The organism is Streptomyces klenkii (assembly GCF_003626645.1).
Taxonomy (GTDB): domain Bacteria; phylum Actinomycetota; class Actinomycetes; order Streptomycetales; family Streptomycetaceae; genus Streptomyces; species Streptomyces klenkii.
The window spans coordinates 542,580-564,623 of record NZ_RBAM01000003.1; the positions used below are offsets into that span (position 1 = coordinate 542,580).

Here is a 22,044-nt window from a genome sequence, read left to right on the forward strand (position 1 = left end):
CCCGGTACGCACCAGGCGCCGCCGTTATGCTGCCCGCATGCCTCGTTACGAGTACCGCTGCCGTTCCTGTGGGGACACCTTCGAGCTGTCGCGGCCCATGGCCGAGTCGTCCGCGCCCGCGGCCTGTCCCGCGGGGCACGAGGACACGGTGAAGCTGCTGTCCGCCGTCGCCGTCACGGGCGGCTCCTCCGCCGCCCCGGCGCCGCAGGGCGGGGGCGGCGGAGGCTGCTGCGGGGGCGGCTGCTGCGCCTAGCGGTCCGCTCGGCGCGCCAGCGTCAGGCCGTCCGCCACCGTCAGCATCACCGACTCCATGCGCTTGTCCGCCGCCACGTGCGTGTTGAACTCCCGCACGTGGGCGCCCATGGGGTGGTTCTCCGGGTCGAGGACCGAGCCCATCATCAGGGTGTTGTCGGCGACGATCAGCCCGCCCGGGCGCAGCCGCGGGACGAGCTCCTCCCAGTAGTTGATGTAGTTGTCCTTGTCGGCGTCGAGGAACGCCAGGTCGATGTGGGGCTCGGCGGGCATGGCCCGCAGGGAGTCCAGGGCGGGCGCGATCCGCAGGTCGATCCGGCCGTCGATGCCGGCCCGCTCCCACGCCTGCCGCGCGTAGGCCGTCCACTCCTCGGAGACGTCCAGGGCGATGAGTCTGCCGCCCTCGGGCAGCGCCTGCGCCATGGCGAGCGCGGACAGGCCGGTGAACGTGCCGACCTCCACGACGTGCCGGGCGCCCGTCAGCCGTACGAGGAACGCCATGAGCGGCACCTGTTCCTCGGCGATCTGCTTGACGGCGTGTGCGGGGAGGGCCCGCTGGGTGGTCTCGACCAGGCCGCGCTGCACGGGGTCGAGCGGAGGGTTGTGAGCGAGCACGTACGCGTACAACTCGGGTGTGAGTGCGGTGCCTTTGAACTCTGTCACGGAGGTCCTCCTCGACTCGTGCGCAAGGGTGCGGCCGAGCCTACGCCGCCGCGTCCGCGAAAGCCCGCAGGATCTCCTCGCCCGCGGCCACGCCCCGTGTCTCCAGGGCGGTGACGTGCGGGGCGGACCAGCCGGTGTCGGCGAGCTCGCCGTGGCCGGGCCGCCAGCCGCGCCCGGCGGCCAGCAGGAGGTCGGCGTCGAGGAGCGAGTCGCCGGCGGCGAGCACCTCGGAGGCGCCGGCGCGGCGGGCGACCTCCTCGGCCGCGGCGCTCTTGGTGAGCGGGCGCGGCACGGCGTAGAGCTTGCGCCCTTGCAGGGACACGCTCCAGCCGCGGGCGCCGGCCCACTCGGCGAGCTCCGCGACCCACCCGTCGGGCAGCTTCGCCCGCTCCACGACGAGGTAGGCGAAGAGGTCCTCGGCGGTGCGCTCCTTCAGCAGCCACGCCGGGTCGGAGGCCCGTACGAGGTGCTCGCGCACCTCGGCGAGCGGCGCGCACCCGGCGGCGATCCGCCGCTCCACGCCGGCCCGCCAGGAACGGTCGGACTCGCCGTGCACGAGGAGCTCGCCGCCGTTGGCGCAGATCGCGTACGCGGGCGGGGGGCCGGGCAGCCGTATCCGCCCGTACTGCTCGCGCGTCCGGGTGGTCGTCGGCACGACGGGCACGGCGGCGGCCAGCGCGGCGAACGTGGCGGCGGCCGTCTCGGTCATGTACGAGAGCGGCTTGCGGTCGTAGACCTCGACGCACAGCAGCCGGGGTGCCTGGGCGTCGGGCCCGGCGAGCCCGAGAGCCGCGGCGGAGTAGATGAGCGTGCGGTCGAGGTCACTGGCGACGAGGAGGGTCACTTCGCGACCGCCTTGCCGTCGGCGCCGGTCGCGCCGCGCGTGTAGCGGGGGTGGATGAGGCCGACGCAGCTGTACGGCAGGCCGTCCACGTCCTCGACGGGCACCCCGCGCTGCTCGGCCAGCAGGCGTACGTGGTCCAGGTCCGCCCCGGCCCCGCGCTGGGCGAGGATCTTCCAGGGGACGCGGCGCAGCAGCACGCGGGTGGTCTCGCCCACGCCCGGCTTGACGAGGTTGACGTCGTGGATGCCGTACTCCTCGCTGATCCGCTCGACGGCGTCCCAGCCGGCCCACGTGGGCGTGCGGTCGGCGCCGGCGAGCTCCTTGGCGTCGCGCCGCACGTCCGCCGCCACCTCGTCGAAGCGGGCGGTGACGGCGTCGATGAAGGCGCGGGACACGTCGGCACCGGCCAGCTCGCGGTAGAACTTCGCGCCGTGGAAGTCGTGCGGCCCGACCAGGTCGGCCCGCAGCACGGTCCGGGAGACGAGCCCGGAGACGGTGGAGTTGAGACAGGCGGACGGGATGAGGAAGTCGTCCCGGGTGCCGTAGGTCTCCACGCAGTGCCCGGGGTCGGCGAGCACGGCGATGCGCGGGTCGAAGCCGGGGAAGTCCTCCAGCGCCGCGGCCAGTTCGCGGGTGATGGCGCCCTTGCCGGTCCAGCCGTCCACGAAGACGACGTCCGCCGGATCGTGGTGCGCGGCGAGCCAGCGCAGGGCGACGGGGTCGATGCCGCGGCCGCGGACGATGGAGACGGCGTAGTGCGGCAGGTCCAGCCCGTGCGCGTAGCGGGCCCAGCGGCGCATCAGCACGCCCACGGGCGTCCCGGCCCGGGCCAGCGAGACGAGGACGGGCCGGGGGGACCGCTCGGCGAGCACGGTCTCGGTGACGGTGCCGACGGCCCGGGCCATCCGGTCCGCGGAGGCGCCGAGGGCGGCCTCGTAGAGGGCCTGGTACCGCTCGCTGGGCTGGTACTCGACGGGCAGCGACTCGGCGTAGTGCGCGCCGCCGCTCTGGATCGCCTCCTCCCGCTCCTCGGTGGGCGCCTCCAGCTCGACGCCCGCCAGGTCCTGGAGGAGCCAGCCGACGTCGTCGGCGTCGTAGGAGGAGAAGGCGGGACCGCGGAGGGGTTCGGGCATCGGGCTCTCAGGTGCGTAGGAGGGAATCACGGCGAGCACGACGTGCTCCGCGTGCGGGGCGACCGCGTCGAGCAGGCCGCCGGGGGCGTGCAGCTCGGCGGTGTCGCCGTGGGAATCGACGACCACGACGATCGTGTCGAAGCCGGCGCCGGCGACGTTGTACGCGTAGCGGGGGCCGGGGCCGTCCGCGGGGTTGTCGTGGGCGGGGAAGGTGATCCGCGATCGGATCGCGTAGCCCGGGTCGTCCACGGGAAGGACGGGTGACCGGGTGGTCGTCGAGAAACGGACCTCCGCCGCGTCGCCGAGGGCGGTCTCCAGTACCTGCGCGATGCGCAGGGGGGCGTACATCAGCTCCTCGGTACCGAGGACGAGGATCCGCCGCGGGGTGCGATCACCGTTGTCACCTGCGGGTGCGGTTGTGCCCACCCTCCCCCAGCTACCGCTGGGGGTACCCCCAGCCCCAGCGGCACGATTGCCCACAACCGGAGTGAGATGGGCTGCCATCGCAGGCAGAGCGGCTTCCAGCCGCGCCCGGTGCCCGGGCGTGAAGCCGTGCCGGCCACCGTCAGGCAGACGGGCCGGCCACTGGAGGTCCACACGGGAGGCCCGCACGTCGGTCTCGCGGGAGGGGGCGGGGGCGCAGGGGTGGGGGTCCGGGGCGCTGACGTGTATTTGTGGGCCCAATACCGGGGCACCCTCGACATTCGCGGCAACGGGCCCGTAAATATACGGCCCCGGACCCCCACCCCGGAGCCCCCGCCCCCGGACCCCGGACGCACCGGCACCCGGCAGCGGAGCCGCAACACGCCGCTCCCACTCCGCGACCAGCTCCTGCCCCCGCTCCAGCACCCCCTCCGGCAGCCGCACCGCCCCCGAAGCCAGCGCCACGAGATCCACCCGCGCCCCCAGCTCCTCCGCGAACCGCTCCAAGCGAGCCCGGTCCTCCGCCGACCGCATGTCCACGAGCGCCACCACCACGTACCGCGACCGCGGAAACCGTGCATGCAGAGCAGCAATCGTGTTCAGAACTGTCCGCCCCGTAGAGAACTCGTCGTCCACCAGCACCAGCGGCCCGTCCCCGGCGAAGAACCCCGGGTCCTCCGGCAGCAGCAGGTGCGACGTCGCGTGGCTGTGCTCCTCCTCGAAGCCCCCGACCGCCGCGACCCCGGCCACGGCCCGCCGCGTCGAGTGCAGGTACGGCGCGAGCCCCAGCCCGTCGGCAACGGCGTGACCCAGCCCCGTAGCGGTCTCGGCGTACCCGAGAACGACGGCCCGAGCCGCCTCCGCGTCACCGAGCAGCTCCCGCACCCGCCGTCCGAGCCCGGCCCCGGCCTCGTACACGACCGCCGGAGACGCCGGCACGTGCTTGCCCAGCACGTTCGAGACGAGCAGATGCGCCCGCTTGGGATTCCGCCGCAGCGCGAGGCCGAGCAGCTCCGAAAGCCGCCCGTCACCGTCCAGCGAAACACCAAGCTGGTCCGCCACCCACTGCCCGGTCCACACCCCGCTCACACGCCCGCTCACACGCCCGCCCGAACACTCGCCGCCAGCAGCTCCACAAAGCTCACGTCCTCCCGCGCGACGCCGAACACCTCGGCGCGCAGCATGATCCGCTGGGCCCAGGCCCGGTGCGGCTTCACTTCGTTCATCTTGTTCGTGTAGGCGGACCGCAGCACTCCGCCGCCGTCCCGCTCCGGCCGCAGGATGTCCTGCGCGTCGCTGAACTCCTCGTGGCTGACCACGGACAGGGCGTGGACGGGGGCGACGTGCGAGGGATGGATGCACGTCTTGCCCTGGAGCCCGTTCGCCCGGTCGAGCTGGATCTCGCGCAGGAGCCCGTCCATGTCGTGCTCGATGAGCGCGGTGCGCAGCTCCTCCGCGGGCCCGGCGAACGGCGTGCGCCGCAGCTGCGGCTTGAACATCCGCTCGTGCTGCCGGAAGTACTCCCACACGGGCCCGGTGACGGTGAACCCGCTCCCGTCGGCCCGCCCGAGCACGTTCACCACGTCGGCGATGACGGAAGCGACGAGCTGCACGTCGTACGCGGTCATGTCGGGCGCTCTGCGCAGCCCGTACGCGGAGCAGAAGTCGGTGACGCCGAGCCGCAGCGCGAGCACCCGCTCGCGGTACTTGTCGACTGTGCGGGAGATCCCGGCGAGGGTTTCGCGCCGCGTCTCCAGGTGCAGCAGCTCGGGCGATTCGAGGACGGGCATGGCGAACAGCCGCTGCCCGCACTCCGCTTCGGCCTCGGTGAGCGCCTCCAGGAACGGCACGCCCCGGTCCTCGGTGAACTTGGGCAGGACGAATCCGGAGAGCAGCCGGACGGCCGGCCCGAGCCGCCGCACGAGATCGGTGATCTGCGCGGGCCGCCGGACGCGGATGAAGAGCAGCGGCACGCACCCGCTGCCGCCGTCCAGCTCGGCGAACTGCCGGACGAGATTCTCCTCGGCGGCGACGACGTCGTGATCGCCTATGGAGTCCTCCAGGCAGAGGACCATGGAGACCACGCCCCGCTCGGCCTGTTTGACGACGTCCGCCGCGAGGGACGGCCGGGTGGCGGGGGCGTAGAGCGTGGCGCCGAGGGCGACGGAGAGCGTACGGGCCTTGGAACCGGCGTCGAAGGCGACCGGCTCCTGGTGGAACAGCCCATTCCGCACCGAGGGTGCAAGGTGTTCGAAATGCCTCATGACTCTCCCCGTCGCCACACCCGCGCTCAGGCTCGTCCAGGCGCAAGGGTGGCCGATTATCGTACGTCCAGCGACGGGTCAAGAGTTCCCCAAGTGCATGAAAATCTAGGTCCCCGTATGAGTCTCCGAGGTGTCGGAGCGGGGAGCCCGCGGGTACGCGATGTGCCGGTTTCGTGATCGTCGGCATCGTCGCCGACCCCTGCGTTGTCCCCCGGAGCCGTGGGAGGGCAGGATTGCGGGCATGACGCACGCCATGCAGAAGGGGTCGAACATCCCGCTGGACGCCCGCGCCGTGCGGGCCGTACTGCGCTGGACCCCCGGCCCGGGCGTCCCGGACGTGGATGCCTCCGCCCTCCTCGTGGGCGAGAACGGCCGCGTCCGCTCGGACGAGGACTTCGTCTTCTACAACCAGCCGCGGCACCCCTCCGGCGCGGTCCGCCACCTGCCGAAGAAGCGGCTGGTCGAGGGCCTGACCGATGCCATCGAGACCGACCTGGGCGGCCTGGAGCCGTCCGTGCACCGCGTCGTGCTGGCCGCGTCCGCGGACGGGGGCGACTTCGGCCGGGTGCAGGACCTGTGCGTGCTGCTCTACGACGCCGCGGCGGTCCCCGCGGGGCAGGGCGGCGAGCCGCTCGCACTGTTCGAGGTCCAGCCGGAGACCGGCTCGGAGACCGCGATGATCTGCGGCGAGCTCTACCGCCGCGGGGAGGGCTGGAAGTTCCGGGCCCTGGGGCAGGGCTACGCCTCGGGGCTGGTGGGACTGGCCACGGAGTTCGGCATCTCGGTGGAGGAGTCCGAGGGCACCGGAGACACCGATGAGGCGCCAGCCCAGGCCCCAGCCCAAGCGTCGGAGCCGGCACCCGAACCCACCCCGGCACCGCAGCCCCAGCCGCAACCCCAGCCCCAGCCCCAGCCCCAGCCCCAGCCGGGATACGGGTACCCCCCGCCGCCTCCCGCGCCGCCCACGGTGCCACCGGCAGCGCCCCAGCCCCAGCCCGCGTACGGATACCCGCACCAGCCCGCGCCCACGGGCGCGCCCGCCTACGGGTATCCGCAGTACCGGCCGGGGCCGGACCCGTCGTTCCGGCTGCCGCCGCAGGGGCCGCAGTTCCTGCCGGCCCGATAGCCGCGGCGCACCGCCGACCGCAGGACCGGCCCGGGGCTCAGCCCCGGACCCCGGCCCTCAGACGCCGGACGGCTGAATACTGACGGCGTGCCGCCCCCGCGAGGGACCTGTCACACCTTCGTCTTGTACCCCCTCCCCCACTGCAACCCCCACCCGTACAGCCGGTCCAGCTCCGCCTGGAACCCGTACACGTACCGCATCTCGCGCCGCAGGACGATCTCGCCCTTGATGTTCTCCAGCATCACCACCGCGCACGACCGCGCCTCCGGCGCGCGCTCCGCGAGCGCGATCTCGATCCGGGGGCCGTTGCCGGGGTAGAGCGTCACCAGGGCGTGCGTACGGTCGAACGCCGGGGTGCCGTCATAGATGTAGACGAAGATCAGCAGCCGTTTGAAGTCGGCGCGGTGGTCCATGTTGATGTAGATCGTCTCGCCCGATCCGGACCCGAAGCGGTCGTCACCGCTCAGCTGGACGTACGGCGGGGAGTTGATGCTGCCCAGTATGTTGCCGAGGGGCTGCACCACGCCTTTGGAGCCGTCCTGGAGCTCGTACAGACAGGCGAGGTCGAGGTCCACGTTGACCATGGCGGGGCCCTGCGCCTGCACCATCTCGGGCCGGAATTTCCGCATCGGGTGCCGCAGCCCCTGGCTGAGCCCGGCCCTGTCGCCGAAGTCCGAGGTGCGCATCCGCCAGGAGAGGTTGACGCGCAGGTTTCCGGTGACCGCCCCCTGTTTGGTGAGGGAGAACGAGGGATGGCGCTTGGTGAGCTCGACGGCGCCGTTGACCCCGCCGAAGTCGAGCTGCTGCGCGGCCGCGCGCCCCCAATTGCTGAAGAACCTGTCCCAGACCGCCATGACCGACGAACCCCCCACCTTTTTCCGGCACACTTTTCCGCTCGATTTCCGCGCTCAACTGCCGCGGGGCGGCCGTGAGGTGAGCCTCACGACCGCCCCGCTGAGAGCGTTCCTCAAATGTGCCAGGGTCACACCCCGGAAGTGACCTGCGCCTTGCTGCCGGAGCCGTCCCCGTCGCCCGCCTCGCGGCGGTTGCGCATCACGGAGGACATGAACGAGAGCCCGATGAGGACCACGCCGATGAGGCCCGTGACGACCTCGGGGATCTCGTACTTGATGCTGATCAGCAGGATGACGGCGAGGGCGCCGATGGCGTAGTGCGCGCCGTGCTCCAGATAGACGTAGTCGTCCAGGGTCCCCTTGCGGACGAGGAAGACCGTCAGGGAACGGATGTACATGGCGCCGATGCCCAGACCGAGGGCCATCACGAAGATGTCGTTGGTGATGGCGAAGGCGCCGATGACTCCGTCGAAGGAGAAGGACGCGTCGATGACCTCCAGGTAGAGGAACATGAAGAACGCGGCCTTGCCGGCGAGGCCGACGACCGAGCCGGTGCCCTTGGCCGCGGCGGCGGGCGCAGCGTCCTCCTCGGCCCCTTCCTCGTCCTCGTCCGCCTCTTCGAGGCGGTTCTCGAAGAAATCGGAAACGCCGCCGACGATCAGATACGTGATCAGACCGCCGATACCGGCGAGCAGGACCGTGGAGGCCTTGTCGATCGTGCCCTCACCGTCGTGCACCGGAACGGCGGTGGCGAAGGTGGTGGCGGCGATGACGAGAACGACCAGGGAGACGACGACGGAGAGGGTGTCCAGCTTGCCGAGCTTGGCGAGCGGCTTCTCCAGCCAGGCGAGCCACTTGATGTCCCGGTCCTCGAAGATGAAGTCCAGGAAGATCATCAGGAGGAACATGCCGCCGAAGGCGGCGATGGCCGGGTGGGCGCTGGTGACGAGGGCTTCGTAGCGGTCGTGATCCTGAATCGCGACCCTGACCGCCTCGATCGGACCCAGCTTCGCCGTGATGGCAACGATGACGACCGGGAAGACGAGCCTCATGCCGAAGACGGCGATGAGGATGCCCAGGGTCAGGAACATCTTCTGCCAGAACGGGTTCATCTTCCGGAGGATTCCGGCGTTGATGACCGCGTTGTCGAACGAGAGCGAGATCTCGAGGACGGACAGTATCGCGACGATCGCGAGCCCCTGCCACCCCCAGAGCACACCGGCCAAGGCCAGTCCGGCCGCCGTGATGGCGAACGACCAACCAAAGGTTTTCAGGAGCACTGGCTACCCAATCCTTCGTTATGGGGTTTCCCCCGCGCCGTGCGCGGCTTTACGAAACGTTGACCCCGAAGTCTAGGGCGATGCCGCGCAGACCTGATGCGTACCCCTGCCCCACGGCCCGGAACTTCCACTCGCCTCCGTAGCGGTAGACCTCGCCGAAGATCATCGCGGTTTCGCTGGAGGCGTCCTCGCTGAGGTCGTAGCGGGCGAGCTCGGATCCGTCGGCCTGGTTGACGACGCGGATGTAGGCGTTGCTGACCTGGCCGAAGCTCTGGCCGCGGACGTCGGCGTCGTGGATGCTCACCGGGAAGACGATCTTGTCGCAGGCGGCGGGGACCTTGGTCAGGTCGACCAGGATCGTCTCGTCGTCGCCCTCGCCCTCACCGGTGAGGTTATCGCCGGTGTGTTCGACGGAGCCCTCGGGGCTCTTGAGGTTGTTGTAGAAGACGAAGTACTCGTCGCCGAGCACGCGGCCCGTGGCGCACAGCAGGGCGCTGGCGTCCAGGTCGAAGGGGGCTCCGGTGGTGGAGCGCGCGTCCCAGCCGAGACCGACGGTCACATTGGTGAGGTTGGGTGCGGCCTTGGAGAGGGAGACATTGCCTCCCTTGGCGAGCGTGACGCCCATGATCTTGTTTCCTCCCCGAGTCGAGATCCGGCGCCCCGGACTTCCCGCGGGGCGCCGGTGCGCGTCCGGCGCCGCACTCCCGGGAGGGGGTGCGGCGCCGGACGCGGGCGGTCTGTCCTGGTCAGACGTTGACGCCGAAGTCCTGGGCGATGCCGCGCAGGCCCGAGGCGTAGCCCTGGCCGATGGCGCGGAACTTCCACTCGGCGCCGTGGCGGTAGAGCTCGCCGAAGACCATGGCGGTCTCGGTCGAGGCGTCCTCGCTGAGGTCGTAGCGGGCCAGCTCGGTGTTGTCGGCCTGGTTCACGACGCGGATGTAGGCGTTGCGCACCTGGCCGAAGCTCTGCTGGCGCGACTCGGCCTCGTAGATCGAGACCGGGAACACGATCTTGGCGACGTCGGCGGGCACACCGGCCAGGTTGACCTTGATGACCTCGTCGTCGCCCTCGCCCTCACCGGTGAGGTTGTCACCCTGGTGCTCGACGGAGCCGTCGGGGCTCTTGAGGTTGTTGAAGAAGACGAAGTTCTGGTCGTTGGCGACCTTGCCCTGGTCGTTCGTCAGCAGCGCGCTGGCGTCCAGGTCGAAGTCCGTACCGGTGGTGGTACGGGCGTCCCAGCCGAGACCGACGATGACCGCGGTCAGGTTCGGGGCCGCCTTGGTCAGCGAGACGTTGCCGCCCTTGCTGAGACTGACTCCCACGAGTCCTCCATAGGTTCGAGGGGGGCGCGGAGGCCTCGCCTCTCACCTGCGCCCCCGGTTGTGCGATGGCAACCGGTCAACGTCTGGATCCTAGTGACCGGTTCCCGCCGATGGCATGGTTCTCGGCGCGGCCGGCTCAGAGCGCGGCGAGCGCCTTGGTGTACTCGTCCAGGTCGCGCGCGTCGGGCAGGCCGTTGACGACCGTCCAGCGCACGACGCCTTCCTTGTCGATGATGAAGGTGCCGCGCACGGCGCAGCCCTTCTCCTCGTCGAAGACGCCGTATTCGCGGCTGACGTTGCCGTGCGGCCAGAAGTCGGAGAGCAGCGGGTAGGTCAGGCCCTCCTGCTCGGCGAAGACGCGCAGGGAGAACGGGGCGTCGTTGGAGACGGCCAGGAGCTGCACGTCGTCGTTGACGAACTTCGGCAGCTCGTCGCGCAGGGCGCACAGCTCGCCGGTGCAGACGCCGGTGAAGGCGAAGGGGTAGAAGAGCAGGACGACGTTCTTCTCGCCACGGAAGTCGGAGAGCCGGACGGTCTCGCCGTGCTGGTTCTTCAGCTCGAAGTCCGGAGCCTTGGTGCCGACCTCGATCGCCATGTTCGAAATCCTTCTCTCGGCGGGGCCGGCCCCGGGAGCCGTGCCCGGCCCCGGCCACCGGCGGGTAGGCGGCCAGTGTGTCACTGCGGGGTCCGGGGGACGCACGGAGCCCCCCGGGCAGCGTGCTGCCGGGGGGCTCGGTGCGGGTGTCGGGCGCCTGCCCGGGGGCTAGCGCTTGGGGGCGACCATGCGGGTGCCGGTCCAGTCCTTGGCCACGCTGATGCTCTTGGTCTGGCTCAGGCCCGCGGTCTGCGACGCCTCGTTGATGTCGCTCGGCTCGATGTAGCCGTCGCGGCCGGTCTTCGGGGTCATCAGCCAGATGTCCCCGCCGTCCTCGAGCATGCCGATGGCGTCCACGAGCGCGTCCGTCAGGTCGCCGTCCTCGTCACGGAACCACAGGACGACGGCGTCGGCCACGTCGTCGTAGTCCTCGTCGACGAGGTCCTGGCCGGTGATCTCCTCAATGGCCTCGCGGAGCTCCTGATCGACATCGTCGTCGTAGCCGATCTCCTGGACCACCTGTCCGGGCTGGAAACCCAGCCTGGCGGCAGGGTTGGTCCGCTCCTCCGCGTGGTCCGCGGTCGCGCTCACGGATTGCCTCCTGTCATCTTTCGAGAAAGTGTCTTGTGTTCCTCGCATACGCGAGGCATTGGCGGTAGTCCACACGTGACGGACGGATCGCGCAAGTACCCGGCCATCCGGACCGCCGGAACGTTGACGGACGCGGCCCTCCTGTGGCAACTCCAACCCTGAGGCGGGAGGGGAAAGTGATTCACAACACAGAACTTCACCCCTTTTGCGAAGTTACTCCATGTGATTCCCCGGAGCGACCCCGAACAGCCGTACACGGGGAACCCCCATTGGGGGCGTAAGGTTGCGATTTGGCCGCCCCGGGCGACCAACAAACGCTGCTTCGTCTCACCAGTGGTGGTTACCGCCCAGTAGAGATGACGTTTCCGCCGCCGCGGTCCACGATGGGAGCCGGCGCCAGATAAGCAGCCCCATATTTGACCGCGTGCGCAGCAACATCGCGTGCAGAGCACGACCACGACCGAACAGCGAAGGAACAGCGTGGCTTCCGGATCCGATCGCAACCCGATCATCATTGGCGGCCTTCCCAGCCAGGTCCCGGACTTCGACCCCGAAGAGACCCAGGAGTGGCTCGACTCGCTCGACGCAGCCGTCGATGAGCGAGGCCGGGAACGTGCCCGCTACCTCATGCTTCGCCTGATCGAGCGGGCTCGCGAGAAGCGCGTCGCCGTGCCCGAGATGCGCAGCACGGACTACGTCAACACCATCGCGACCAAGGACGAGCCGTTCTTCCCCGGCAACGAGGAGATCGAGCGCAAGGTCCTGAACGCGACCCGCTGGAACGCAGCGGTGATGGTCTCCCGGGCGCAGCGCCCGGGCATCGGCGTCGGCGGCCACATCGCCACCTTCGCCTCCTCCGCCTCGCTGTACGACGTGGGCTTCAACCACTTCTTCCGCGGCAAGGACGAGGGCGACGGCGGCGACCAGATCTTCTTCCAGGGCCACGCCTCCCCGGGCATCTACGCCCGCGCGTTCCTGCTGGACCGGCTCTCCGAGCGGCACCTGGACTCGTTCCGCCAGGAGAAGTCCAAGGCCCCCTACGGCCTGTCCAGCTACCCGCACCCGCGGCTGATGCCGGACTTCTGGGAGTTCCCGACCGTCTCGATGGGCCTCGGCCCCCTCGGCGCGATCTACCAGGCCCGCATGAACCGCTACATGGAGGCGCGCGGCATCGCCGACACCTCCAAGTCACACGTCTGGGCGTTCCTGGGCGACGGCGAGATGGACGAGCCGGAGTCGCTCGGCCAGCTGTCCATCGCCGCCCGTGAGGGCCTGGACAACCTGACCTTCGTCGTCAACTGCAACCTCCAGCGCCTCGACGGCCCGGTGCGCGGCAACGGCAAGGTCATGCAGGAGCTGGAGTCGCAGTTCCGCGGCGCCGGCTGGAACGTGATCAAGCTGGTGTGGGACCGCTCCTGGGACCCGCTGCTGGCGCAGGACCGGGACGGCGTCCTGGTCAACAAGCTCAACAGCACCCCGGACGGCCAGTTCCAGACGTACGCCACCGAGACCGGTGCGTACATCCGTGACCACTTCTTCGGCGACGACCACCGTCTCCGCAAGATGGTCGAGGGCATGACCGACGACCAGATCCTGCACCTGGGCCGCGGCGGTCACGACCACAAGAAGATCTTCGCGGCGTACGCGGCGGCCAAGGCGCACAAGGGCCAGCCGACCGTGATCCTGGCGCAGACCGTCAAGGGCTGGACCCTGGGTCCGAACTTCGAGGGCCGCAACGCGACCCACCAGATGAAGAAGCTCACGGTCGAGGACCTCAAGCGCTTCCGTGACCGTCTCCACATCCCGATCGCCGACAAGGAGCTGGAGTCCGGCCTGCCGCCGTACTACCACCCGGGTCGCGACTCGGAGGAGATCCAGTACATGCACGACCGCCGCAGCTCGCTCGGTGGTTACGTGCCGACGCGTGTCGACCGGTCGAAGCCGCTGGCCCTGCCGGACGACAAGGCCTACGCGACCGCCAAGAAGGGCTCGGGCCAGCAGTCGATCGCCACCACCATGGCGTTCGTCCGCATCCTGAAGGACCTCATGCGGGACAAGGAGATCGGCAAGCGCTTCGTGCTGATCGCCCCCGACGAGTACCGCACCTTCGGCATGGACGCGTTCTTCCCGTCGGCCAAGATCTACAACCCGCTCGGCCAGCAGTACGAGTCCGTGGACCGCGAGCTGCTGCTCGCGTACAAGGAGTCGCCGACCGGCCAGATGCTGCACGACGGCATCTCCGAGGCGGGCTGCACGGCCTCGCTGATCGCGGCGGGCTCCGCCTACGCGACGCACGGCGAGCCGCTGATCCCGGTCTACGTCTTCTACTCGATGTTCGGCTTCCAGCGCACGGGCGACCAGTTCTGGCAGATGGCCGACCAGCTCTCGCGCGGCTTCGTGCTCGGCGCCACTGCGGGCCGCACCACGCTGACCGGTGAGGGCCTCCAGCACGCCGACGGCCACTCGCAGCTGCTGGCGTCCACCAACCCGGGCGTCGTCTCCTACGACCCCGCGTTCGGCTTCGAGATGGCGCACATCGTCAAGGACGGTCTGCGGAGGATGTACGGCGAGAACGCCGAGAACGTCTTCTACTACCTGACCGTCTACAACGAGCCGATCCAGCACCCGGCCGAGCCGGCGGACGTGGACGCCGAGGGCATCCTCAAGGGTCTGTACCGCTTCTCGCAGGGTGAGAAGGGCGCGATCCCGGCCCAGATCCTCGCCTCGGGCGTGGCGGTGCCGTGGGCGATCGAGGCCCAGAAGATCCTCGCCGAGGAGTGGGACGTCAAGGCGGACGTCTGGTCGGCCACCTCCTGGAACGAGCTCCGCAAGGACGCCGTCGAGGCCGAGGAGCACAACCTCCTGCACCCGGAGGAGGAGCTCCGCGTTCCGTACGTGACGCAGAAGCTCCAGGGCGCCGAGGGTCCGTTCGTGGCCGTCTCGGACTGGATGCGTGCCGTGCCGGACCAGATCTCGCGCTGGGTGCCGGGTGCGTACCAGTCGCTGGGTGCGGACGGCTTCGGCTTCGCCGACACGCGTGGCGCGGCCCGTCGCTTCTTCCACATCGACGCCCAGTCGATCGTCCTGGCCGTGCTCACCGAGCTCGCCAAGCAGGGGAAGGTCGACCGCTCCGTGCTGAAGCAGGCGGTGGACCGCTACCAGCTGCTGGACGTCACGGCTGCCGACCCGGGCGCCGCGGGCGGCGACGCGTAGTCGCTCCGCCTCATCCCTCCTGCCGCCGCCCCCGGCCAGCCCTGCTGGCCGGGGGCGGCGGCAGTTTGCGAAGGAGCTAGTGCTCCCACACCTTGTACGCCCGTACGACATACGGGCTCTCCGGGACCCACGTCCCCGACGGGTAAGTGGTGAACTCACCCGTCTCCGCGCACGTAGCGCTCTGATACGTAGTAACAGGGCGCCCCGTGCGGTTGGCGAGGGACGCCGCGCTGCCGCCCGCCGGTAAGGTCACGCAATCCTCGATGCCGATGTCCGCGAGCTCGCTCGTGCTGCGCGTCCCGTGGAAGTCGGTCTTCGTCCACAGGCACAGCTGCCCGGCGGCGCAGGGGCCGAGCCGCTCCTTGCCCGCGGCGGCCGCCGCACCGGCCGTGGGCGCGCAGAGCAGGGCCAGCCCGGCGGACGCGGCCACGGCGGCGGCGACGGTGCGGATCGTACGCATGAACATCACTCCCTGTGTCGGCGTTGTCGCACACCGCATCCTGACGGGAGTGACGGGCGCTGCCAAGAGGGCCCCGCGGTGCGGGGCCCTGATAGGGGAAGGCGTGCGTCCGGGTCAGATGTGGGCCGCGCCGGCCGCTGCCTCGGGGTTCGATCCGCGCTTGGTGAACAGCGCCACCAAGGCGGCGCAGGCCGCGACGACGCCCGCGACGGTGAAGGACAGGCTCATCCCTGACACGAAAGTGTCATGCGCAATGTCCGTGATTTTGCCCGCCAGCTCCGGCGGCGCCCCGGGCGGCACCGGGGCCACACCGACCGCGACGGCGTCCGCCGCCCCGGCCGCCTGCTGCGGCGTGCCGGCGGGCAGCCCCGCCTCCGCCCACTTGCCGGGCAGGGTGTCGTCGACGCGGGCGGCCATGACGGCACCGAGGACGGCCGTCCCGAGCGAGCCGCCCACCTGCATGGCGGCCTGTTGCAGGCCGCCCGCGACGCCCGCGTGCTCCAGCGGGGCGTTGCCGACGATGACTTCGGTGGCGCCGACCATGACCGGGGCGAGACCGAGGCCGAAGAGGGCGAACCACACCGACATCACGCCCGTGCCGGAGCCGGGTTCGAGGCGGGCCATGCCGAAGCAGGCGGCGGTGGTCAGCAGCATGCCCACGACCAGCGGGATCCGCGGCCCCACACGGGTGATGAGCGCGCCCGCGGCGGGCGAGCCGACGATCATCATGCCGGTGAGCGGCAGCAGGTGCAGGCCCGAGTCGACGGGGCTCATGCCGTGCACGTTCTGCAAGTAGAAGGTGACGAAAAACAGGCCGCCGATGAAGGCGAACGCCATCAGCAGCATCAGGACGGTGCCGGCGGTCAGCGGCACGGAGCGGAAGAGCCGCAGCGGCAGCAGCGGTTCGCGCGCCCTGACCTCCCAGAAGGCGAAGAGGAGGAGGGCGAGGACCGCGCCCGCGAGGAACAGCAGGGTCTTCGCGTCGCCCCAGCCCCAGTCGCGGGCCTTGATCAGCGCCCAGACGAGGCAGAACATCCCCGCCGAGAGCAGGCCGATGCCGGGGAGGTCGAAGGAGCGCGGGGCGTGGGCGGCCCGGTGGTCCCTGAGGATGACGAGGCCGAGGACGAGCGCGACGACGCCGACGGGCACGTTGATGAAGAACACCGACTGCCAGTTGACGTGTTCGACGAGGACGCCGCCGAGGATGGGGCCGCCGGCGGTGGAGGCGCCGATCACCATGCCCCAGATGCCGACGGCCATGTTGAGCTTCCCGGCCGGGAAGGTGGCGCGCAGCAGGCCGAGCGCGGCCGGCATCAGCAGCGCGCCGCACAGGCCCTGGAGGACCCGGAAGACGACGACGGCCGACACGCTGCCGGAGAGCGCGATGGCTCCGGAGGCGACGGCGAAGCCGGTGGTACCTATGAGGAAGGTCAGCCGGTGACCGAACCGGTCACCCAGCTTGCCCGCGGTGATGAGCGCGACCGCGAGGGCGAGGAGGTAGCTGTTGGTTATCCACTGGACATCGGCGAGCGAGGCGTGGAGGTCATCCCGGATCACGGGATTCGCGACGGCGACGATCGTGCCGTCGAGCGCGACCATCATCACGCCTATCGCCACGGTAACGAGGGTCAGCCAGGGGTGGCCGCGGAGCCCCTTGCGGGCACCGAGCTCCGGCTGCGCCTCGGCGACAGCGGTCTGAGACGTCATGCCAAGAATTATGTCAGTCCCTGACAATTGACTGCACGCGACATCCGCGGGTGTCTGTCATAACGTCGGATCGCTATCCTGAGCAGCACAAACGTGGCGGAGGAGAGAAGTTCATGCAGTCGATCGAGGGCGCGGCGGCCCGTCCGGCGGCCCCGTCCGGACTGCGCGAGCGCAAGAAGCGGCGCACGCGGGACACCCTGATCCGGTCCGCCCTGGAGCTGTTCTCCCGCAAGGGCTACGAGCGCACCACCGTCGACGAGATCGCCGAGGCCGCGGAGGTCTCCCAGCGCACCTTCTTCCGCTACTTCGCGAACAAGGAGGAGGTCGCGCTGGCGATACAGAGCGCCGTCGACGCCCTCTTCCTCGCCGCGCTGCGCTCGCGGCCCGCCGCCGAGGCCCCGCTGCCCGCCCTGCGCGAGGCCGTCCTCGACACGTGGGACGGCGCGCGCGCCGTCATCGAGGCGGTCGTGCCGCTGGAGCTGCACATGCGCACGTACGGGCTGATCGAGTCGACGCCCCAGCTGCTGGCGGCGCGGCTGCGGTCGCTGTCGGAGGTGGAGGAGGGGCTGGCCCTGGAGATCGCGCGGCGCGAGGGGCTGGATCCGCACGCCGACCCCCGGCCGCACGTCCTGGTGGCCGCGTTCGGCGGGGTGATGCGCGTCACCACCCGGGCCTGGGGGGAGCGCGGGGAGGGCGGCCTGGACGATCTCCGGGAGCTCACCGTGGCCTATCTGGACCAGCTGGGCCCGGCATTGGCGGAAAACTGGCGCACTTGATCGAGAAAACCATGCTTGTGCCCAATTCCCCCCACTCAAACGTGAGATAGCTCACGGACTCCGCAGTCACCGCCGGGTTTCTCCTAGGGTGTTTCGCGGTGACTTCCTTCCCTGAGCTCGGCTCCCCCTCCTCCGTACCGTGGACGACCACGGCCACCGTGTGGCGCGCACTGCTCGCCCTGGCCGTGGTCTTCGTGATGCTCGGCACGACCGGCTGGACGGCCGTCAGAAGCCACAAGGCGGCCGGGGACGCCCGTACGGTCTCCCTCAGCGCCTGGCTGCACGGCTCCCTAGCGGGCCGGCCGCTGCCGGCCCCCGGGGCGGGCTCCGACACCGTGGCCCGCTTCTTCGCCTCGCTCAGCGGCGCCCAGCGCACCCAGCTCGCCGACGAGTACCCCCTCGTCGTCGGCAACCTCAACGGCGCCCCGCCCACGCTGCGCTACCGCGCCAACCGCGCCGCCCTCGACCAGGCCCGCGCGGTCGAGAAGCGCCGCAGCCACGCGAGCGGCCTCAGCCCCGTGGGCCGCCGGGAAGCGCTGCGCCGCATGCACCGCTTCGAGTCCCTGCGGCAGGACGGGCGGCAGATCCTCGCCTTCGACCCCACCGGCGACGGCCGGGTCGCCGAGGTCATCGGCGACCTCGACCGGGCCCAGCGGGTCTCCGTCGTCGTCCCCGGTGTCGACACCAACCTGCTCACCTTCGAGAAGTCCCAGCGCGCCTACAGCGCCCCCGTCGGCATGGCCCGCTCCCTCTACGACGCCGAGCGCAAGGCCGCCCCCGGCACCCGTACGGCCGTCATCGCCTGGGCCGACTACACCTCGCCCGCCGGCGTCGGCATGGACGCCGCCACCGGCAAGCTCGCCGCCGAGGGCGCGCTGCGGCTGCGCGCCGCGGTCCGCGCCCTGCCCGGCGACTCGCGGGTCGCCCTCGTCTGCCACAGCTACGGCTCGGTGGTGTGCGGCGTCGCCGCGCGCGAGCTGTCCCCGCGCGTGACCGACGTCGCCGTCGCCGGCAGCCCCGGGATGCGCGCCGAGCACGTCTCCGAGCTGCGGACCAGCGCCCGGATATGGGCCATGCGCGACCCGGACGACTGGATCCAGGGCGTGCCCCACCTGGAGGTCGGCGGCCTCGGCCACGGCGCCGACCCCGTCTCGCAGGGCTTCGGCGCGCGCGTGCTGTCCGCCCGCGGCGCGGAGGGCCACGCCGGCTACTTCGAGCCCGGCACGACGAGCCTCGCCAACTTCGCGGGCATCGGCGTCGGCGCGCCGTCGACGGTGGCGTGTGCGGAAGCGGACGCGTCTTGCGCCGAAGGCGCGTAGCGCTGCGTTCCGGCCGCGGCGCCCCCGCGAGCCAAGGCGTACGCACCGGCAACGCGCGTAGCTCCCCGGTCCCCGTAGGGGGACGCGCGGGCGGGCGGCGCATACGATGACGGGCATGGGTGATGTGCTGACGGGTTTCCACACCGTCTGGGAGTTCGACACCGACTCCGTGCTCATCCGCTTCGAACGGGGGATCCGCACGCCGAAGCTGCTCCAGGCGCTCGGCGAGCGACGCATCCCCTACGAGGCGCTCGCGGCCGTCGAACTGGCCCCGGGGAAGCGCGGGACGGTGGTGCTGCGCGCGGTGCCGAGACCGGGCGCCGATCCGCTGATGGACGTCGCCGACGGCCAGCTCAAGGAGAGCACCGATCCGTACCGGCTGGTGCTGCCCGAGCAGCGCGACGCCCTCGCCGAGTACTACGCCGACGAGATACGGGCCGCCCTCGGCCCGGACGCGGCCGACCCCGCCCAGCGCCCGCTCGTCGCGGCGCCCGCTCCCCCGCCGTCCTTCAAGGCCTACGACGGCAAGGCCTCCTTCGACGGCCGCTCCGTGGCCTTCCGCTGGTTCTGGACGGGTGCCTCCTCCGCCAAGTGGAAGGCCGGCGACCAGCGGTTCGCCGTCGAGGAGCTCTCCGGCGTCGAGTGGCGCTCCCCCGAGATCGCCGGCGGCTATCTGCGGCTCGTGCCGCGCGGCGGCGAGGACCGGCCGCCCGGCCAGGCCGACCAGGACCCGGCGGCCGTCGTCTTCGGCATGGGCTACGGCCTGCTGCACGAGTCGCTGCCCTTCGGCGCGGCCGTCCTCGAAGCCGTCCGCGCCGCGGCACCCAGCGCGCCGGCCGCGCGCGTGCCGGCCGCCCGCCCGGACCCGGGCGGCATCGCCGACCGCATCCGCCACCTGGGCGCGCTGCACGACGCGGGGCTCCTGACCGACGACGAGTTCAGCGCGAAGAAGGCCCAGCTCCTGGCCGAGCTGTGACCCGACGCCCGCCACCGGCCGGCCCCTTGCTCCCCGCTCCGGGTGATACCCCGGTATGACCCGCAAGCCCCCACCCCGGTGTGACGCCTGCGCGCGGGCCGCGGCCTAGGGTGAAGGAGTCATGCCCCAGTCACCCCCCGCTCCCCTCGCCCGGGCCCGCGCGCTCCTGATCGACGTGTGCACGCCCGCCGGACCGCCCGTACCGCTGTGCGGCCGGTCGCGCCGCCGCTGGGTGCGCAAGCTGCCCTACGTGGTCGCCGCGCTGTTCACCGCCCTGCTGCTGCCGCTGACCGCCAACCTGCTGACGAACGAGTACGGCCTCGACTTCGGCCTCGGGCTGTCCCTCGCCGTCGCCCAGACCGCGCCGCTGCTCCTCGCCGTCCGCAGGCCCCTGCTCGCGTGGGCGATCTCCTTCGCGGCGAGCACCGGCGCGGCGGTGGCCATCCTGTCCGTACCCGCGAACCGCGACTGGTCCTGGCCGTGGCCGCCCCCGACCCTCATCGGCATGCTGCTGCTCCTGCTCGCCGTCGCCATGCGGGAGCGCCGCCCGACCCTGATCGCCGTCTGGCTGGCCACCGGCATCGCGGGCGCGGTCCTGCGGGACCTCTCGCCCGAGCGCAGCTCCACCAACGTCTGGGTGACGCTGTTCGTGGTCGGCGGCATGCTGATGCTGCTCGCCGGGGCGCTGCGCGAGCGCGGGGACGCGCGGCGCGCGCTCGCCGAGCAGGAGACGATCAGCGAGGCGGAGCGGGCCCGGCGCACCCTGCTGGAGGAGCGCACGCGCATCGCCCGCGAGTTGCACGACGTCGTCGCCCACCACATGTCGGTGATCACCGTGCAGGCGGACAGCGCCCCGTACCGGCTCACGGGCCTGCCGGAGGAGGCGCGTGAGGAGTTCGCCTCGATCGCCGCGGCGGCGCGGGAGTCGCTGACCGAGATGCGGCGGCTGCTGGGGGTGCTGCGCAGCGAGGACGCCTCCGGCGCGGGCGGCGGCACCGAGCGGGCGCCGCAGCCGGGCGTGACCCGGATCCCGCAGCTGGTCGAGGCGACCGTGCGCGCCGGGCTGCCGGTGGAGCTGGCCATGCCGGCGGACCCGCTGCCGGACGGGCTGCCGCAGACCGTGGACCTGTCCGCGTACCGCATCGTGCAGGAAGCCCTGGCCAATGTCGTCCGGCACGCGCCGGGCGCGGCCACGCGCGTGTCGGTGTCCGCCGACGACGCCGGCACGAGCCTGATGGTGCTGGTCGTCAACGGCGCGGCGGCGGCCCCGGACGCGCGGCCGGTGGAGACCGGCGGCACGGGGCACGGCCTGGTCGGCATGCGGGAGCGGGTCCGCCTGGTCGGCGGCACGCTCGACACGGGCCCGCTGCCCGGCGGCGGCTTCCGGGTCGCGGCGCGGCTCCCGTTCACGGCAGGGCCGGAAGCAGGGCCGGGAACAGGGCCGGAAGCAGGGCCCGAAGCAGGACAAGGACCGCAAGCAGGATCAGGATCAGGACCGGAAGAGGACCCCGTCTCCCCATGACCATCAAGGTGATCATCGTCGACGACCAGGCCATGGTGCGGGCGGGCTTCGCCGCGCTGCTGGCCGCCCAGCCCGACATCGACGTCGTCGGCGACGCGCCGGACGGGAAGCAGGGCGTGGACGTCAGCCGCCGCACCCACCCGGACGTCGTGCTGATGGACGTCCGGATGCCGGAGATGGACGGGCTGGAGGCGGCGCGCCGGATCCTGAACCCGCCGCCCGGTGTGACGCACCGTCCGAAGGTCCTGATGCTGACGACCTTCGACGTCGACGACTACGTCTACGAGGCGCTGCGCGCGGGCGCGTCCGGCTTCCTGCTGAAGGACGCGCCGCCCGCGGACCTGATCTCGGCCGTGCGGGTGGTGGCCGCCGGGGAGGCCCTGCTGGCCCCGTCCGTGACGCGCCGTCTGATCGCGGACTTCGCCCAGCAGCGCCCGGCGCCGCGCAAGGGCGGCGCCGCGCTGCGGCTGAACGGGCTCACCCCGCGCGAGACGGAGGTCCTGGAGCTCATCGCCCGCGGGCTGTCCAACCAGGAGATCGCGGCCGCGCTGGTGCTGGCCGAGCAGACCGTCAAGACGCACATCGGCCGGGTCCTGGCCAAGCTGGACCTGCGCGACCGCGCCCAGGCGGTCATCTTCGCCTACGAGTCGGGCTTGGTGGCTCCCGGCGGGAAGTGACGGCGCGTCACCCGCAACTCGTCACCCCGTAACCCGTATCTCGTATC

The 22,044-nt window shown here is 71.4% G+C and carries 20 protein-coding genes; 8 read left to right on the forward strand and 12 right to left on the reverse strand.

Annotated features, from left to right (window positions below; all coding sequences use genetic code 11):
- Positions 1-37 precede the first annotated feature (37 nt).
- Complete coding sequence (locus D7231_RS09170) at positions 38-253, forward strand: FmdB family zinc ribbon protein (protein WP_120754437.1); 216 nt, start codon at positions 38-40, stop codon at positions 251-253.
- Here D7231_RS09170 and D7231_RS09175 read toward each other — a convergent pair.
- From D7231_RS09175 to D7231_RS09190, 4 genes are read right to left on the reverse strand one after another with little or no spacing between them, the layout of a single operon-like run.
- On the reverse strand, positions 250-915 hold the full coding sequence (locus D7231_RS09175) for an O-methyltransferase (protein WP_120754438.1): 666 nt from the start codon (positions 913-915) through the stop codon (positions 250-252). The genes D7231_RS09170 and D7231_RS09175 overlap by 4 nt on opposite strands.
- A gap of 40 nt (positions 916-955) precedes the next feature.
- Entirely contained in the window at positions 956-1,759 is an 804-nt protein-coding gene (locus tag D7231_RS09180; protein WP_120754439.1) for an HAD family hydrolase, read from the reverse strand.
- Positions 1,756-4,416 (reverse strand): phosphoribosyltransferase, encoded by a 2,661-nt coding sequence (locus D7231_RS09185; protein WP_120754440.1) that lies wholly within the window; start codon positions 4,414-4,416, stop codon positions 1,756-1,758. Before D7231_RS09185 ends, D7231_RS09180 begins: the two co-directional genes overlap by 4 nt.
- Positions 4,413-5,579: an HpcH/HpaI aldolase/citrate lyase family protein gene (locus tag D7231_RS09190; protein WP_120754441.1), complete on the reverse strand. Its 1,167-nt coding sequence runs from the start codon at positions 5,577-5,579 to the stop codon at positions 4,413-4,415. The genes D7231_RS09185 and D7231_RS09190 overlap by 4 nt, the downstream gene beginning before the upstream one ends.
- A 241-nt stretch (positions 5,580-5,820) precedes the next feature.
- Here D7231_RS09190 and D7231_RS09195 point away from each other — a divergent pair, with 241 nt between their 5' ends.
- Positions 5,821-6,705, forward strand: a complete 885-nt coding sequence (locus D7231_RS09195; RefSeq protein WP_120754442.1) for a TerD family protein — start codon at positions 5,821-5,823, stop codon at positions 6,703-6,705.
- A gap of 110 nt (positions 6,706-6,815) precedes the next feature.
- Here D7231_RS09195 and D7231_RS09200 read toward each other — a convergent pair whose 3' ends face one another.
- The 6 genes from D7231_RS09200 to D7231_RS09225 all read right to left on the reverse strand — a co-directional run bounded on the left by D7231_RS09200 (position 6,816) and on the right by D7231_RS09225 (position 11,347).
- Positions 6,816-7,559 carry a TerD family protein gene (locus D7231_RS09200; RefSeq protein ID WP_120754443.1) on the reverse strand — a complete coding sequence of 248 codons (744 nt, stop codon included), beginning with the start codon at positions 7,557-7,559 and terminating at the stop codon, positions 6,816-6,818.
- Positions 7,560-7,687: 128 nt separating this feature from the next.
- Positions 7,688-8,839: a DUF475 domain-containing protein gene (locus D7231_RS09205; protein WP_120754444.1), complete on the reverse strand. Its 1,152-nt coding sequence runs from the start codon at positions 8,837-8,839 to the stop codon at positions 7,688-7,690.
- A gap of 49 nt (positions 8,840-8,888) precedes the next feature.
- Positions 8,889-9,464, reverse strand: coding sequence for a TerD family protein (locus D7231_RS09210; protein ID WP_120754445.1), 576 nt, complete (start codon positions 9,462-9,464; stop codon positions 8,889-8,891).
- A gap of 121 nt (positions 9,465-9,585) precedes the next feature.
- Positions 9,586-10,161 carry a TerD family protein gene (locus D7231_RS09215; RefSeq protein WP_030369882.1) on the reverse strand — a complete coding sequence of 192 codons (576 nt, stop codon included), beginning with the start codon at positions 10,159-10,161 and terminating at the stop codon, positions 9,586-9,588.
- Positions 10,162-10,297: 136 nt separating this feature from the next.
- Positions 10,298-10,756, reverse strand: a complete 459-nt coding sequence (locus tag D7231_RS09220) for a peroxiredoxin (RefSeq protein WP_120754446.1) — start codon at positions 10,754-10,756, stop codon at positions 10,298-10,300.
- Between the two features lie 168 nt (positions 10,757-10,924).
- The gene (locus tag D7231_RS09225) at positions 10,925-11,347 is read right to left on the reverse strand and encodes a DUF3052 domain-containing protein (RefSeq protein WP_116211480.1); all 423 of its coding nucleotides are present in this window, start codon (positions 11,345-11,347) and stop codon (positions 10,925-10,927) included.
- Between the two features lie 480 nt (positions 11,348-11,827).
- On the opposite strand from D7231_RS09225, the gene aceE reads away from it, so the two are divergent.
- The gene (gene aceE, locus D7231_RS09230) at positions 11,828-14,560 is read left to right on the forward strand and encodes a pyruvate dehydrogenase (acetyl-transferring), homodimeric type (RefSeq protein WP_120754447.1); all 2,733 of its coding nucleotides are present in this window, start codon (positions 11,828-11,830) and stop codon (positions 14,558-14,560) included.
- A gap of 76 nt (positions 14,561-14,636) precedes the next feature.
- Here aceE and D7231_RS09235 read toward each other — a convergent pair whose 3' ends face one another.
- Entirely contained in the window at positions 14,637-15,020 is a 384-nt protein-coding gene (locus tag D7231_RS09235) for a peptidase inhibitor family I36 protein (RefSeq protein WP_422396689.1), read from the reverse strand.
- Positions 15,021-15,134: 114 nt separating this feature from the next.
- On the reverse strand, positions 15,135-16,727 hold the full coding sequence (locus tag D7231_RS09240) for an MFS transporter (protein ID WP_120754448.1): 1,593 nt from the start codon (positions 16,725-16,727) through the stop codon (positions 15,135-15,137).
- Between the two features lie 113 nt (positions 16,728-16,840).
- Here D7231_RS09240 and D7231_RS09245 point away from each other — a divergent pair, with 113 nt between their 5' ends.
- The 5 genes from D7231_RS09245 to D7231_RS09265 all read left to right on the forward strand — a co-directional run bounded on the left by D7231_RS09245 (position 16,841) and on the right by D7231_RS09265 (position 21,997).
- On the forward strand, positions 16,841-17,503 hold the full coding sequence (locus tag D7231_RS09245) for a TetR/AcrR family transcriptional regulator (protein WP_120754449.1): 663 nt from the start codon (positions 16,841-16,843) through the stop codon (positions 17,501-17,503).
- Between the two features lie 98 nt (positions 17,504-17,601).
- Positions 17,602-18,822, forward strand: a complete 1,221-nt coding sequence (locus D7231_RS09250; protein ID WP_120754450.1) for an alpha/beta hydrolase — start codon at positions 17,602-17,604, stop codon at positions 18,820-18,822.
- A gap of 115 nt (positions 18,823-18,937) precedes the next feature.
- Positions 18,938-19,798: a DUF4429 domain-containing protein gene (locus D7231_RS09255; RefSeq protein WP_120754451.1), complete on the forward strand. Its 861-nt coding sequence runs from the start codon at positions 18,938-18,940 to the stop codon at positions 19,796-19,798.
- A 121-nt stretch (positions 19,799-19,919) separates the two neighbouring features.
- Entirely contained in the window at positions 19,920-21,320 is a 1,401-nt protein-coding gene (locus tag D7231_RS09260) for a sensor histidine kinase (protein WP_120754452.1), read from the forward strand.
- On the forward strand, positions 21,317-21,997 hold the full coding sequence (locus D7231_RS09265) for a response regulator (RefSeq protein ID WP_120754453.1): 681 nt from the start codon (positions 21,317-21,319) through the stop codon (positions 21,995-21,997). The genes D7231_RS09260 and D7231_RS09265 overlap by 4 nt, the downstream gene beginning before the upstream one ends.
- Positions 21,998-22,044 lie beyond the last annotated feature (47 nt).